Annotated in this window: 13 protein-coding genes; 4 read left to right on the top strand and 9 right to left on the bottom strand. The window is 68.1% G+C overall.

What is annotated here, in order from left to right; genetic code table 11:
* Positions 1-110: 110 nt before the first annotated feature.
* Positions 111-854 carry a DUF429 domain-containing protein gene (locus ACFVJ3_RS19975; RefSeq protein WP_378453666.1) on the bottom strand — a complete coding sequence of 248 codons (744 nt, stop codon included), beginning with the start codon at positions 852-854 and terminating at the stop codon, positions 111-113.
* Positions 855-1,000: 146 nt separating this feature from the next.
* On the opposite strand from ACFVJ3_RS19975, the gene ACFVJ3_RS19980 reads away from it, so the two are divergent.
* A complete protein-coding gene (locus tag ACFVJ3_RS19980; protein WP_378453667.1) occupies positions 1,001-2,419 on the top strand; it encodes a purine-cytosine permease family protein in 1,419 nt (472 codons plus the stop codon).
* Positions 2,420-2,619: 200 nt separating this feature from the next.
* On the top strand, positions 2,620-3,027 hold the full coding sequence (locus tag ACFVJ3_RS19985) for a VOC family protein (RefSeq protein WP_378453668.1): 408 nt from the start codon (positions 2,620-2,622) through the stop codon (positions 3,025-3,027).
* On the opposite strand, the gene ACFVJ3_RS19990 is transcribed toward ACFVJ3_RS19985, so the two are convergent.
* The 5 genes from ACFVJ3_RS19990 to ACFVJ3_RS20010 are packed head-to-tail and all read right to left on the bottom strand — an operon-like array spanning position 3,024 to position 7,330.
* On the bottom strand, positions 3,024-4,178 hold the full coding sequence (locus ACFVJ3_RS19990; RefSeq protein WP_378453669.1) for a M20 family metallopeptidase: 1,155 nt from the start codon (positions 4,176-4,178) through the stop codon (positions 3,024-3,026). The genes ACFVJ3_RS19985 and ACFVJ3_RS19990 overlap by 4 nt on opposite strands.
* Positions 4,175-4,846 (bottom strand): DUF1028 domain-containing protein, encoded by a 672-nt coding sequence (locus ACFVJ3_RS19995; RefSeq protein ID WP_378453670.1) that lies wholly within the window; start codon positions 4,844-4,846, stop codon positions 4,175-4,177. Before ACFVJ3_RS19995 ends, ACFVJ3_RS19990 begins: the two co-directional genes overlap by 4 nt.
* Positions 4,843-5,256, bottom strand: a complete 414-nt coding sequence (locus ACFVJ3_RS20000) for a RidA family protein (protein WP_005254012.1) — start codon at positions 5,254-5,256, stop codon at positions 4,843-4,845. Before ACFVJ3_RS20000 ends, ACFVJ3_RS19995 begins: the two co-directional genes overlap by 4 nt.
* Positions 5,253-6,713 carry a 4-hydroxyphenylacetate 3-hydroxylase family protein gene (locus ACFVJ3_RS20005; protein ID WP_378453671.1) on the bottom strand — a complete coding sequence of 487 codons (1,461 nt, stop codon included), beginning with the start codon at positions 6,711-6,713 and terminating at the stop codon, positions 5,253-5,255. Before ACFVJ3_RS20005 ends, ACFVJ3_RS20000 begins: the two co-directional genes overlap by 4 nt.
* Positions 6,710-7,330 carry a flavin reductase family protein gene (locus ACFVJ3_RS20010; RefSeq protein ID WP_378453672.1) on the bottom strand — a complete coding sequence of 207 codons (621 nt, stop codon included), beginning with the start codon at positions 7,328-7,330 and terminating at the stop codon, positions 6,710-6,712. Before ACFVJ3_RS20010 ends, ACFVJ3_RS20005 begins: the two co-directional genes overlap by 4 nt.
* A gap of 193 nt (positions 7,331-7,523) precedes the next feature.
* Here ACFVJ3_RS20010 and ACFVJ3_RS20015 point away from each other — a divergent pair, with 193 nt between their 5' ends.
* On the top strand, positions 7,524-8,429 hold the full coding sequence (locus tag ACFVJ3_RS20015; protein WP_378453673.1) for a dienelactone hydrolase family protein: 906 nt from the start codon (positions 7,524-7,526) through the stop codon (positions 8,427-8,429).
* Here ACFVJ3_RS20015 and ACFVJ3_RS20020 read toward each other — a convergent pair.
* On the bottom strand, positions 8,387-9,064 hold the full coding sequence (locus ACFVJ3_RS20020) for a hypothetical protein (RefSeq protein WP_378453674.1): 678 nt from the start codon (positions 9,062-9,064) through the stop codon (positions 8,387-8,389). The genes ACFVJ3_RS20015 and ACFVJ3_RS20020 overlap by 43 nt on opposite strands.
* A 119-nt stretch (positions 9,065-9,183) precedes the next feature.
* Here ACFVJ3_RS20020 and ACFVJ3_RS20025 point away from each other — a divergent pair, with 119 nt between their 5' ends.
* The gene (locus tag ACFVJ3_RS20025; protein WP_378453675.1) at positions 9,184-10,392 is read left to right on the top strand and encodes an enhanced intracellular survival protein Eis; all 1,209 of its coding nucleotides are present in this window, start codon (positions 9,184-9,186) and stop codon (positions 10,390-10,392) included.
* On the opposite strand, the gene ACFVJ3_RS20030 is transcribed toward ACFVJ3_RS20025, so the two are convergent.
* Both ACFVJ3_RS20030 and ACFVJ3_RS20035 read right to left on the bottom strand, forming a co-directional pair.
* Positions 10,389-11,315: a LysR family transcriptional regulator gene (locus tag ACFVJ3_RS20030; protein WP_061044390.1), complete on the bottom strand. Its 927-nt coding sequence runs from the start codon at positions 11,313-11,315 to the stop codon at positions 10,389-10,391. The two genes, ACFVJ3_RS20025 and ACFVJ3_RS20030, sit on opposite strands and share 4 nt — an antisense overlap.
* A gap of 86 nt (positions 11,316-11,401) precedes the next feature.
* Positions 11,402-12,943 carry an APC family permease gene (locus ACFVJ3_RS20035; protein WP_378453676.1) on the bottom strand — a complete coding sequence of 514 codons (1,542 nt, stop codon included), beginning with the start codon at positions 12,941-12,943 and terminating at the stop codon, positions 11,402-11,404.
* Positions 12,944-13,127 lie beyond the last annotated feature (184 nt).

Genomic DNA, 13,127 nt, shown 5'->3' on the forward strand with positions numbered 1-13,127 from the left:
GACTCCTTCTTCGTGTGCCCACGCACGGTGCGTGTGGTGTCCAATTTGCCAGGTTTCGCCCGAGGGCGTCGCCGCGGACGGTCTACCAGCGCAGTCGCAGGAATCCGCCGTTAGGGTCGTAGCGACTGCAGGTCTCCCGTCGGCACGTGGATCCACCCCTCCCGCTCGGCGATGGCGCGGTCGTCGCCCTCGGGTAGTGCCGTGCAGCCGACGGCCGCGGCCCGCGCGACGACGGCGGCCAGCACGGCGTCGAGGGCGTCGTCCGATTCGCGGCAGATCGTCTGGAATGCACCGAGTTCCAACCAGTCCGCGGCCGTCAGGAGCGCGTCGACCAACTCCCCCAGCGTCACCCGGTTCTGCGCGCTCTTGTATCCGCGCGACACCAGCCCCCACGTGCGCAGCGCGGCCGCCGGATACGCCTCGACCACGCGGCCGTCGACGCGTCCGACGTCGACGCCGAGGTCGCCGAGTTCCGCAAGGATTCCGGCGCAGCGCAACGCGACGTGCGCAATGAGATCCGCCGACACACTGAGCGGGGATATCCCCGTCGCGGCCTGCACCACGAGGTCGGTGCGCCGCTTCGTCAACGGTCGACGCCCGTCGCGGTTGGCGAGACCGTTGGTCGCGGACAGTCGGCCGGTGTGATGCTCGGACACCATGCGGACGAACGCGTCGGGCCAGCCGAACGGTGCATCGATACCGGCCCTGTCGCACGCGAGCACGGCCTCGGTGACGGCGTCGTTCCCGGCTCCCAGCCGGACGGACGCGACGCGGGCCACACCGCCGGACCAGTCGATGACGGCCAGGGCGGTCTTCTTCGGCTCGGCCGCCAGGTCGACTCCCACGGTGCGCATCGACTCAGGTTACTTCCGACCTGGTGAATCAGAAGAAGTGATGCAACGCATCAGTTAGTTGTGCTGTACAGATTCACCGCCTCCGACCATTGTGGTCTCCACTACTCGACTAGAAGTGGCGCGCACGCGCTCCGTTCGGAGGATTGATGCCCGACAACCACGTCGCCCCGATGCTGGAGAAGCACACCATCGGGTTCGTCCCGGAATCCGATCGCCACGGGAAGGTTCGTGATCTGTTCACGCTGTGGTTCGGCGGCAATCTCGCCCCGCTGCCGATCGTGACCGGCGCCCTCGGGCCCAGCCTGTTCGGACTCTCTCTGTGGTGGAGTCTCGTCGCGTTCGTCGTCGGACATCTCGCCGGTGGCGCCCTGATGGCGTTGCATTCGGCGCAGGGACCCCAGATGGGGATCCCCCAGATGATCCAGAGCCGCGGACAGTTCGGCACGTTCGGGGCGCTCATCATCGTGGTGATCGCCGCCGTCATGTATCTCGGCTTCTTCTCGTCGAACATCGTCCTGGCCGGGCAGTCGATGCACGGGATCGTGAACGGCATACCCGTTAACGTGGGGATCGTGGCCGGCGCCCTCGGCTCCGCCGTCATCTGCATCATCGGCTACCGGTTGATCCACATCCTCAACCGCATCGGAACGTGGGTTCTCGGAATCGGAATCCTGGTGGGCTTCGTCGCCATCCTCACCGGCGACCTGCCGTCGGACTTCCTCACGCGGGGCGACTTCGACTTCGCCGGCTGGCTGGCGACCGTCTCGCTCGGCGCGCTCTGGCAGATCGCGTTCGCGCCCTACGTCTCCGACTACTCGCGGTACCTCCCCAAGGACGTGGGCGTGCCGTCGACATTCTGGGCGACCTACCTCGGCTGCACCCTCGGCTCGTTCCTCGCGTTCGCGTTCGGCGCGGTCGTCACGCTCGCCGCACCTGTCGGCATGGACACGATGGACGGCGTCAAGGCAACGACGGGAAGCCTCGGCAGCATCATGCTGGTGCTGTTCCTGCTCAGCGTCATCAGCCACAACGCGCTGAACCTCTACGGCGCCGTCCTCGCCATCATCACGTCGGTCCAGACGTTCCGCGCCCGCTGGATTCCGACCGCCTGCGCCCGGGTGATTCTCTCGACGATCATTCTCGTCGCGGCGTCCGTCGTCGCCATCGCACTGTCGGCCGACTTCGTCTCGCACTTCGTCGATCTGGTGGTCGTGCTCCTGGTGGTCTTGGTGCCGTGGACGGCGATCAACCTCATCGACTTCTACATCATCCACAAGGGCGTCTACGACCTCGAGTCGATCTTCCGATTCGACGGCGGCATCTACGGCCGGTTCAACTGGACGGCCATCACCGCTTACCTGCTCGGCATCATCGTCCAGATTCCGTTCATGGCCACGTCCCTCTACACGGGGCCGGTGTCCGCGTTCCTCGGCGGCGCCGACCTGTCCTGGGTGGCCGGGCTGGTGGTGACCGGACCCATCTACCTGCTCCTGGCGCGGCGCGGTTCCGGTCGCTCCACCGGAGCGAAGGCCACGTCCGCCACACCTGTGCCTGCCCGGCTGTAGTCCCCGAACACCGCACCGCCCGAGCCTGTTACAGGCTCGGGCGGTTCTGCGTGTGCGGCCCTGTGTGGTGACCAACTCCTGTCCGCTCGGGCAGGTTTCGCCGTTGTCCACCACCCGGCGGCGCCGGCTCGCTAGGGTCGAAAAGAGACCGTGCAAGTACCTCGTCCACCGTGTTTCACCGGAGAAGAGAGTTGTCGCAGATGTCCAGTTTCCCGGGCCTCACCCACGTCGCGATCACCGTGTCCGACCTACCGGCCAGCACCGCCTGGTACACCACACTGTTCGGGTCGGACCCCGTGCTCGACGAGGACGAGGAATCGGGGACCTTCCACCACACGGTGTTCGCGCTCGACGGCGGCATGCTCTTCGGTCTGCACACGCACCCCGACAGCGGCGCTCCCGCGACGTTCGACGAACGGCAGGTCGGACTCGACCACATCGCGTTCCAGTGTTCCCCCGACGCACTGACCGGGTGGGTGGAGCGGCTCGACGCACTCGGCATCGAGCACGGGGGCATCAAGACGGCGCACTACGGTTCCGGCATCTCGTTCCGCGACCCCGACAACATCGCGCTCGAATTCTTTGCTCCACCCGTGAGTACTTATTAACGTCGGGCGGTTAATAAGTACTCACGGGTGCCGGAGGCGCAGGCGTCGAGCAAGGTCAGGGCGAGGGCCAGCGCGCCGTCCACGGCGGCCCGGTCTGCCGCGGGCGCGGCGCTGGCCGCGGCGAACTCGGCCTGATGGTTGACGGCGGGCGCGGAGTCGATTCCGATGTAGGGGTGGATCGCGGGAATCACCTGCGAGACGTTGCCCATGTCGGTGGAGGCCCGGTTCATCAGCGAGTCCGGGCCGGTGCGAAACACGCGACCCAGTCCCTCCGCATGCCGGACGTACGACGCGAGCAGCGCTTCGTCGGTGCGGAACTCCGAATACGGTTCGCTTTCGGGGGCGATGGTGAGTTCGCAGCCGGTTGCGACGGCGCCGGCCTCGAAGCAGCGGGCGACGCGGGGCTCGATGCGGGCCAGTTCCTCCAGCGTCTCCGCGCGCACGTACCAGCGGCCTTCGGTTCGCTGCGGAATGGCGTTGGGGGCCTCTCCCCCGCGGGTCATCATCCCGTGCACTCGTGTGCTCGACGGAAGCTGTTGCCGGAGAAGCCCGATGGCGACCTGCGCTACCGTGAACGCATCCGCTGCGTTGACGCCCCGTTCCGGGTACGCGGCGGCGTGTGCCGCCTTGCCGTCGTACCGGATGTGACTGTGGGACACCGCGTACGGCTCGGCCCGCGCGACGTCGACCGGGCCGGGGTGCGCCATGACGGCGGCGTGGACGCCCTCGAACGCTCCGCGTTTCAGCATGTCGATCTTGCCGCCCCCGCCTTCCTCGGCGGGGGTGCCGAGCACCGACAGGGTGATGCCGAGGTCGTCGACGAGCGGGGCGAGGGCCAGCGCCGTCCCCACCGAGATGGCGGAGATGACGTTGTGCCCGCACGCGTGCCCGAGCCCGGGGAGCGCGTCGTATTCGGCGCAGACCGCGAGGTGCAGCGGTCCGGAGCCGAGGTGCGCGCGGAATGCGGTGGGCAGTCCGACGTACTGCTGCTCCACCGTGAACCCGGCATCCGACAGCACCCCGGCGACCCGGGCACACGAGCGTTCCTCCTCCCACGCGACCTCCGGGTGGGCGTGGAGGTCGTGCGACAGAGCCAGGATGCGGTCTTCCGCCCGCCTGGCTCCGTCGCGCACCGCGGCGTCGGCGCTCACAGGTCACCCGGTACGCCGTAGGACGGGGCGGCGGTCGGGTCGACTCCGCGCACCCGGTAGTCCCGCTTCTGCGGTTCCCACACCGTCCACAGCCGGCGCAGTTCGCCGACCGGGTCGTCGTGCCAGTCGACGCGCAGATCGGTGACGGGCCATTGCACGTCCTCGACCACCTGGATTCCCGCCGAGTGCACGGGCCCCGCCTCGCCGCCGGCGGTGACGGCCGCGGTGAGACCGTCGAGCAGTCTGCCCTCGAACGTCGGGGCCGCGCTCGACACGTAGCCGAACAGCAGCGACCGGATGACGCCTTCGTCGCGGAGCATGTTGCCGGCGACTGCGACGCCGCCGCCCTGCGCGCTGCTGTGGATGCCCAGCGTCTGCGCGCCCGAGTGCACCGCGGTGCCGCCGTCCGCATCGACGACGACGACCTGCCGGCAGTCCGGGAACTTCTCCTGCGCGAGCGCGGTTTTCAGCGCGGTCTCCGCATCCTCACCCGACGCGAGCGCGTCGAGGCCGATCGGCCCCAGCTGCGGATTGGTCACGTTCTGGGAGGCGACGACGCCGACCCCGGACCGCACGTGCAGGCAGCGTGCGGCTACGGCGGGGCTGGAGGAGCAGACGACCATCCCGAACGCGCCTGCGGAATCACGGGCGACGAGTGAGAACGTCATGAGCTGATCACTGCCGTCGCGTCGATCTCGACGAGCCATTCGGGCCGGGCGAGGGCGTCGACGACGATGCCGGTGGACACGGGGTGCACACCTTTCAGCCAGCGTCCGACCACCCGGTAGACGGTCTCTCGGTACCGGACGTCCACCAGGTAGATGGTGACCTTGACGACGTCCTCCAGCCGGCTGCCCGATTCCTTCAGCAGCATCGCGATGTTCGCCATCGCCTTCTCGGCCTGGGCCTCGACGTCGCCGATACCCACAGACTCCCGGGTGTCGAGGTCCTGTCCGATCTGCCCGCGGAGATACACGACTCCGCCGGCGACGACGGCCTGCGCGAGGTCGTTGTCGAGGTTCTGTTCCGGGTACGTGTCGCGGGTGTTGAACGGGCGGATGCGGGTGTGGGTGGTCATGCCACACCTCCGTCGACGTTGTCCGACAGCCCCGCCGCGGCCTTGACCAGCCCGAGCGGCCCGTCGAAGTCGAAGTTGCGGTACACGGCGGCGAGCTGCGCGAAGGGCGGTGACTGGGCGAAGAGCTGGAACGTCAGGCGATGTCCCGCGTAGTCGCTGTTGAGCAGGTCGCGGGCGAACGCGAGGAGCTTGCGGCGGTCGTCGGCCACCCAGTTGTCGTTGATGGAGTAGAACTTCTCCAGCCATGGCGCGACGTCGGTGTCGGCGAACGTGGCGGCGTCCGGGGTGATGCAGATCTGGCCGCCGCACAGTTCGCGGGCGATGTGCATTATCGCGGGCAGCTGGCTGAGCGCCATCACCCGCCCGGTGTAGAGCAGGGACTGGTTCGGCATCAGCAGGCCACCGGGGCTGGGCTCGGCGAGCGAGATGGCCGCGGTGAGATGGGCGTTGATCGTCTCCCGGTAGCAGGCGAGCTGAGCGAGCTTCTCCTGCACCGCCTGCTGCTTCTCGAGGCCGCTCTGCTTGACGTTCCACAGTGCGGATCCGATCATCAGATCGGCGAGGTGCAGGGTGCGTTGGACGAACGGGAACGCGCTGTAGCGGTGCAGGGTGGAGCGGATGAACGTGGCCGCCCGGGTGTGCCGGTAGAACAGGACGTCTTCCCAGGGGATCTCGACGTTGTCGAACACGACGAGGGACTCGACCTCGTCGACCCGGTTGGCGAGCGGGTAGTCGGCGGCCGGTGCGCGGCCGGCGAACCCGTTGCGGGAGATGTACTTCAGCCCCGGCGCACCCATGTCGAGCACGAATCCGACAGCGTAGTCGGACAGTTCGCTGTTGCCCCAGTTGGCGATGGTGGGTTTGGTGAACGCCTGGTTGGAGTAGGCGGCGGCGGTCTCGTACTTCGCGCCGCGCACGACGATGCCGTTGTCGGTCTCCTTCACGACGTGCAGGAGCATGTCGGGGTCCTGATCCTGCGGCGCCTTGGACCGGTCGCCCTTGGGGTCGGTGTTCGCCGACACGTGGAACGGGTCCTCCCGGACCGACCGCTCCAGGTGGCGGCGGATGTTCTCCGAGAAGCGCGGGTCGACCTCGTTGAGGACGTCCTGACCGTCGAACAGCGACCACATCTCGCCGATGGTCTCGTCACCGACGCGGGTGACCACGCCTCGGGTGTCCTCGAGGACCAGGTCGACGGCGGCGCGCTTGTCGAGCCAGTCCTGCTGCGTGCGGGGAAGCTTGTTGGCGATGGCGTTGCGTTCGCCGGATTCGAGATCGACGTAGGTCATCGCGTCCTGCGTGGCCTCGTCGTGTGCAAGGTCGTAGATGCGGGCCCGCACGTCGACGATCGGCTTGAACATGGGGTGGTCGGCCACGTCCTTGACGCGTTCCCCGTCGACCCAGACCTCACGGCCGTCCCTGATGGACTCCCTGTATTGATCTCCGGTGCGGATCATTTCGTGCTCCTGGTCCTCGGCGCGGGGTGTGCGTCCGGGTAGTCGGGGAAGGTGGAGGGTTCGAACGCTGCGGGCTTGCTGTAGGTGTGGGCGGCGTACACGAGCGGTTCGCCGGGGTGCGCCTCCACGGCGGCGACGCGTCCGATGTAGATGCGGTGGGTGCCGGCCTCGATGACGTCGTGGACGGTGCAGTCGAACGACGCGATCGCGTCGTGGACGCGGGGGGAGCCGGATTCGGCCACGGTCCAGTGCCCGCAGGTGAAGTCCCACCGCTGCTTGCCGGGCCAGGGGCGGCCGGCGAACGTGTCGGCGACGTGATCGTGCTGGGTGGCAAGCACATTGACGCAGAAGACACCGTTCTCGGAGATCGCGTCGTTGACCGGGCTTCGCCCGTGCAGGCAGACGAGCACCAGCGCCGGGTCCGCCGAGACGGAGCACATCGCACTCACGGTCTGTGCGGCGCGCCCGCCGGGACCGTCCGTCGCGACGACGGTGACTCCGGTCGCGACGGCGCTCATGGCCATGACGAAGTTCGCGGTCGAGTTGTCCGGCATCGGTGGGGCCACCGATGTTCGGGCCGTCGTTTCGACGGCTGGGTGACGGTCAGCGATCGGCATGACGGGCTCCTTTCTGTGTGCGGTGAGCGAGGAGTTCGTGCCGTTGCACCAATCTTGAGGTCCCCGGTGAAATCTGTACAACACAGATAAGTGGCGCACTGCATAAGGAAAAGTGATGAACTGGGAATCAATACCGATCACAGGTTCGACCAGGGATAATTCCCTACATCAGCCGATGCGGACGGGGACGATCATGACGCCACTGCAGCGCTATATCGCCGAAGAGATCGCGATCGATCATGCCGACGGGCTGCTGTCCCGCCGCGAGGCGTTACGAAGACTCGGCCTCATCGGTCTCGGCGTGGCGGCGGCGTCCTCGCTGCTCGCCGCTTGCTCCACCGGCAGCGACGAGTCGCCGACCTCGGCTCCGGTGACGCCGGGCGGAGCGACGCCCCCGCCGCCGGGAGCGGCCGAGGCCGTCGCAACCGAAGCGGTGTCGTTCCCCGGCCCGGACGGCCGCGTCCTGCAGGGTGCGTGGGCCGACGCCGCCACACCCCGCGGAACGGTCCTCGTCATACACGAGAACAAGGGCCTGACCGACCACATCCGTTCGGTGGCGGGACGATTCGCAGGTGCCGGCTACTCCGCACTTGCCCTCGACCTGCTCTCGGAAGAGGGTGGGACCGCGACGTTCACCGATCAGGCGCAGGCGACCGCCGCGCTGGCGACCGTGCCGCCGGCGCGCTTCGTCGCAGATATGAAGGCCGGGGTCGACGAACTCGGGCGACGGGAGCCGGACGAGAAGATCGCGGCGGTCGGGTTCTGTTTCGGCGGCGGGATGGTGTGGCAACTCCTCGCGTCCGGCGAGCCACGCCTGGCGGCGGCGGTCCCCTTCTACGGTCCACTGCCCGACGGCGCCGACTTCTCCGGGTCGAGGGCCGCGGTCCTCGCCATCTACGCGGAATTGGACGCCCGGGTGAACGCGTCCCGCGACGCCGCGGCTGCCGCACTCGCGAAGGCGGGGCTACCGCACGAGATCGTCACGGTTCCGGGTGCCGATCACGCGTTCTTCAACGACACCGGGCCCCGCTACAACGCGACCGCGGCAGCCGAGGCCTACGAACGTGTCCTCGCCTGGTTCGGCGAATATCTGGGGTGAGGCGGGCGCATCAGCAGTGCGGCCACGAGGAAGCAGACCGCGCCCACGAATGTGCCCAGATCGGCGATCGTCGCGTTCTCCAGCGCGTCCGTGCCGGGCACGATGAACGCGGCGACCGCGGATACCCCGAACGCCACCGACCCGATCATGTTCAGCCAGGTGCTGCGCCAGTTGCGGGCATGCGGATCCCACAGCTTGTCGGTTTCGGTGGTGGCCACCACCGCAAGACCGCTGGCGACGAGGAACGCCGTCGATCCGAAGAGGTCGGGACGCCACCCCCACACCCGGTACTGTTCGACGGTGAGACCCTGGATCAGCGCGACCCCGGTACTCACGTTGAACAGCAGGGTGCCGACGAACTGGACCAGCGCCGCCCACCAGTCGTAGCGTTCGACCGTCGCTGATTCCTCCCCGGGCACCGGCCTGCCGCTGAGCCGCAACTGGATGAATCCGGCGGTGGTGAAGAACAGCGATCCGAGGAAGTAGGTGATGTTGTCGATCTCGGCGCCGACCGCGTCCCCGTACACCCGCGTGGCCGCCATCCCGAACAGGAAGGAGCCGATCACGAATCCCCAGGACTCCCGGCGTAGCCGGAGCGTTCGGCGAGGTGCAGACGAGGGGCGGTCACTCGACACCGTGACGTCACCCCCTCACGGGTCGGCAAGATCTCAGACTCTCCGAAGACGCGCACCAGGTCAAGGTCGGACGCCGAAATTCGGCTGCGAGTCCACTTGGCGTGTGCCAGTGTCGGGGGATGACGACGACCACCGCCGGCATCACGATCAGGACCGCGACCGAGCAGGACTGGCCGAAGATCACCCTGCTCAACGAGATCTGCTTCGTGACACCGCAGACCGAGGAATTCACCGCCCACTGGAAGCAACTCGTCAGCGGCGCGCCGCCGATCATCGCGCTCGACGAGGACGCGGTGGTCGGCGCCACCATGGACATCCCCATGACTGTCACCGTGCCCGGTGGCGGCAGCGTCGCGGCGGCCGGGGTCACCGCTGTGACCGTTGCGCCCACGCACCGCAGGCGGGGGATTCTCCGCGCGCTCTACACCGAGCATCACGCGCGTATCCGGCAGTCGGGCGTGCCGCTGTCGATTCTGACCGCCAGCGAAGGCGGCATCTACGGCCGGTTCGGGTACGGTCCGGCGACCGTCGAGACCACGTCGAGCATCGACCGTCGGTTCGCCGTCCCGCATCCGAAGGCGCCGGATCCGGGCGGTGTGCGGATGGTCCATCCGGCGGAGGCACGGCCGGCGTTCACGGACGTCTACGACCGCTGGCAACGGGTGACACCAGGGGCGCAGGTGCGGCCCGAGATCGTGTGGAATCGGATCTTCGCCGACCGTGAGAGCGAACGGGGCGGCGGCACAAGCCTGTTCGGGCTCGTCCACGACGACGGCTACGTGCTCTACCGTCGCGTGTCCGGCGACAACGGAACCGTCGCCCGGGTGGAGGAGATCCGCACGGTCACGCGAGACGCGCATGCCGCGCTGTGGCGGGCGCTCCTCGGGCTGGACCTCGTGCGCCGCATCGAAGCGCACCTCACCCCCGAGGACCCCCTGCCATATCTGTTGGCCGACGGCCGGCTGGTGCGCACCACCTCCCGCCATGACGAGCTGTGGGTCCGGATCATGGACGTGCCGGCCGCACTCGAGGCCCGCAGGTACCGAACAGACTTCGACGTCGTGATCCAGGTCGACGACGGGTTCCTGGACGCCGGTGGGCGGTTCGCGCTGACCGTGCGGGACGGCACCGCGATGTGCACCCCGACCGACTCCGCCCCGCAGGTGGTGCTCGACCTGGACGTGCTGGGCAGCCTGTATCTCGGCGCCCACCGGGCACGCACCTTCGCCGCCGCGAACCGGCTGCGGGCCGCGGACCCCGACGTCCTCGACCGTGTCGATCACGCCTTCGGCGCCGACCGCGACGCCCAGATGGGGTGGCCGTTCTAGCGCGCCGAACCCGCCTGTTTCGCGAACACGGCGCGCGCCCGTTCGGCGACGGCCCGGGCCCGCGCCGTGCTCCGCACACCCTTCAGCCGGGCGAGCACCACGGGGAGGCCGGGAACATCGTCGGCGATGGGCAGCGTTGCGACCCGCCCGCCGTCGTAGGTCCGCCCCTCGGCGGGCCGCTGGTTGAGGATCGAGAAGCCGTGGCCGCGGGCGACGAGTCCGCGCACCGTCTCGTAGCTCGCGGACCGGTACCGGACCACCGGTGTGACACCCGCCGCGGACAGCATCGCCAGGAAGTAGTCGCGGCTGCTCGGCAGGTCCAGCAACACCATGGGTTCGCCCTCGAGGTCGGCGAGCGTGATCGCGTCGTGGCCGGCCAGCCGGTGGTCCGGCGGAAGGATGACGTGCGGTCTGGCAACCCCGAGTGTCTCCGTCTCCATGTCGTCGCCGAGCGCGAGGTCGTAGGTCAGGGCCAGTTCCGCGGTGCCGTTCCGCAGCGCCGCCCGCACCGCCTCCGCCTGCGTCTCGACGACCTCGACCTCCAGGTCGGGGTGCTGATCGCGCAGGTCCGAGATCAGTGTCGGGAGGATGAACGGGGTGAGGGTGACGAAGCAGGCCAGGCGGACGGTTCCCCGAACGTTGTCCTCGTGGCCGCGCGCCGCGTCGAGAACCTCACCGAGGTGGGCGAGGACGCTGCGGGTGTCGCGGAGCATCTCCTCCCCCGCCGCGGTGAGGACAAGTCCGCGGGACCGTTGCCGGATGAAGAGCTGGGTGCCGATCTGGTGCTCGAGTTGGGAGATCGCCGAGGACACCGCCGACTGCGCGACCATCAGTTCGTCGGCGGCCTTCGTCATGCTGGAGAAGTTCGCGGCCTCGACGAAATACCTGAGTTGGGTGAACGTCACGTCGGGTCGTCGTTGCATGCGCTCTCCTCGGGATCTGAGGTGACCAGGATTGCAGGTCTCCGACCGGGGAGCCACCCGCGACACACTCGGCGGCCGCGACGCCATCAGCGGATGTCGGCCTTCACGAGGTCGGGATCCGGCTCCGTTCCGGGGCGGTCCTCCCGGGCGGGGCGCGGGCCACTCGCCGACCGCACGGATGTGCCTCGCACGTAACCAACCGCGCCGAGGAGCGTGAGCACCGCCAGAGTCCCGAGGGTGAACAGTTCGAACGTCCCCTGGCTCACGCCCCAGATCTCCTCGAAGTCGTAGTCCAGGCCGAACACCGATTCCAGCGTGCCGGGGAAGACGGCCACCCAGGAACCGAGCAGTACCCAGGAGAAGCAGAGGATGCCGAGGACGCGGAAGCCGGCGTTTCCGGTGGGAACCCGGAAGGGCCGCACGACGTCCGGGAAACGCGTGCGCAGGCGGACCGCCGACGGGATGACGATCAGGTAGCTGAGCAGGAACGTCGAGATCGAGATGGTGAGCACGACAGCGAAAATCGAACCGCCGGAGCCGGTGATCTGCATGGCCGCGATCATGAAGACGGTGGCGACTAGTCCGGAGAGGAAGTTGACGCGCACCGGCGTTCCGAGACGCGGATGGAAGCGACCGAAGAATCCGCCGAAGAACGCGCCGTCGGCTGCGGCCATCGCCTGCATGCGGTCACTGATGATCATCCACGCCGCGCCCTGGGTCATCAGGATCACCGCGAAGATCACCCCGGTCACGGTCAGCATGGCGGGCGCGGCGGGACCGTAGACGCTGTACACGGTCGCGACCGCCTCGAGAAGCCCGCCGACACCGGTGATGTCGTCCGCGGGCACGACGAGCAGGATGGCGAAGATCGGCAGCAGGTAGGACGCGGCGGCGATGGCGCAGGCGCGGGCGATCGAGATCGGGACGTCGCGGGCGGGGTTCTTCATCTCCCCGGCGGCGCTGTTCCCGGATTCGAATCCGAGGTAGGAGAACAGCAGCAGCGGCGTCACGCCGAGGAGCCCGGCCAGGGTGGGGCTGAAGTCGCCCGCCGAGATGCCGGCGAAACCGTGCTTCGCGGCGTAGATGCCGGTGGTGACGAGGAAGAACAGCAGGAAGACGATCTTGAGGAACGCGCCGACCGTCGGAATCCATTTGCCGCGTGCGAGACTCACGACGGCCGCGAGCACCGTCAGCCAGATGAAGACCAGTTTGAACAGGTAGTCCGTCACCGATCCTTCCTCGAACGCGCTGACGTAGTGGTTCCAGGTCTCCGCGGCGATGAACGCCATGGACCCGCCGACCCACACGGGCTGGGTCACCCACGTCAGCAACGACGCGAGGGCGGCGAGTGGCCGGCCGAACGCTCTCCGGACCCACACGTACACACCGCCCTCGCCGGTGAACGTGCTGCCGATCTCGGCGAAGATCAGGCCGTACGGCAGCAGGAAGAACACCGCGAGAACCAGTGCCCAGGTGAACGTCTCCGCGCCGAAGGTGGAGACCTGACCGAGAACCTCGACCGACACCACCGCCGCGACGATGAGGAAGACGATGTCGAAACGGCCGAGGGACTTCTTCAGATGTTGTGTCTGTTCGTCCGCCAGGGCGGTGGGGGTGTTGTCGCTCATCGATCATGCCTCTCACGTTGCAGTGATGCCGGTCACTACTCTCGTCCGCACCCGGCAAATCTGTACAGCACAAAGTTCCGGGGTACTGCATCAGTTCTCCAGATGCCGAGACCGGCGAGTTGGCATCTGAATAACTGATGCAGTGGCACGGAAAGATCCTGTTGACTGTTGTGGTCGCGCGGGC

Origin of the sequence: Rhodococcus sp. NPDC127593, from assembly GCF_042671975.1 — a bacterium.
Lineage (GTDB): Bacteria > Actinomycetota > Actinomycetes > Mycobacteriales > Mycobacteriaceae > Rhodococcus_F.

Bases quoted from the DNA above. Each gene is read 5' to 3' on its own strand.
- ACFVJ3_RS19995 (WP_378453670.1), bottom strand. From the start codon at position 4,846: ATGACGTTCTCACTCGTCGCCCGTGATTCCGCAGGCGCGTTCGGGATG.
- ACFVJ3_RS19975 (WP_378453666.1), bottom strand. From the start codon at position 854: ATGCGCACCGTGGGAGTCGACCTGGCGGCCGAGCCGAAGAAGACCGCC.
- ACFVJ3_RS20030 (WP_061044390.1), bottom strand. From the start codon at position 11,315: ATGCAACGACGACCCGACGTGACGTTCACCCAACTCAGGTATTTCGTC.
- ACFVJ3_RS20015 (WP_378453673.1), top strand. From the start codon at position 7,524: ATGACGCCACTGCAGCGCTATATCGCCGAAGAGATCGCGATCGATCAT.
- ACFVJ3_RS20000 (WP_005254012.1), bottom strand. From the start codon at position 5,256: ATGACCACCCACACCCGCATCCGCCCGTTCAACACCCGCGACACGTAC.
- ACFVJ3_RS20025 (WP_378453675.1), top strand. From the start codon at position 9,184: ATGACGACGACCACCGCCGGCATCACGATCAGGACCGCGACCGAGCAG.
- ACFVJ3_RS20035 (WP_378453676.1), bottom strand. From the start codon at position 12,943: ATGAGCGACAACACCCCCACCGCCCTGGCGGACGAACAGACACAACAT.
- ACFVJ3_RS19985 (WP_378453668.1), top strand. From the start codon at position 2,620: ATGTCCAGTTTCCCGGGCCTCACCCACGTCGCGATCACCGTGTCCGAC.
- ACFVJ3_RS20010 (WP_378453672.1), bottom strand. From the start codon at position 7,330: ATGCCGATCGCTGACCGTCACCCAGCCGTCGAAACGACGGCCCGAACA.
- ACFVJ3_RS20005 (WP_378453671.1), bottom strand. From the start codon at position 6,713: ATGATCCGCACCGGAGATCAATACAGGGAGTCCATCAGGGACGGCCGT.
- ACFVJ3_RS19980 (WP_378453667.1), top strand. From the start codon at position 1,001: ATGCCCGACAACCACGTCGCCCCGATGCTGGAGAAGCACACCATCGGG.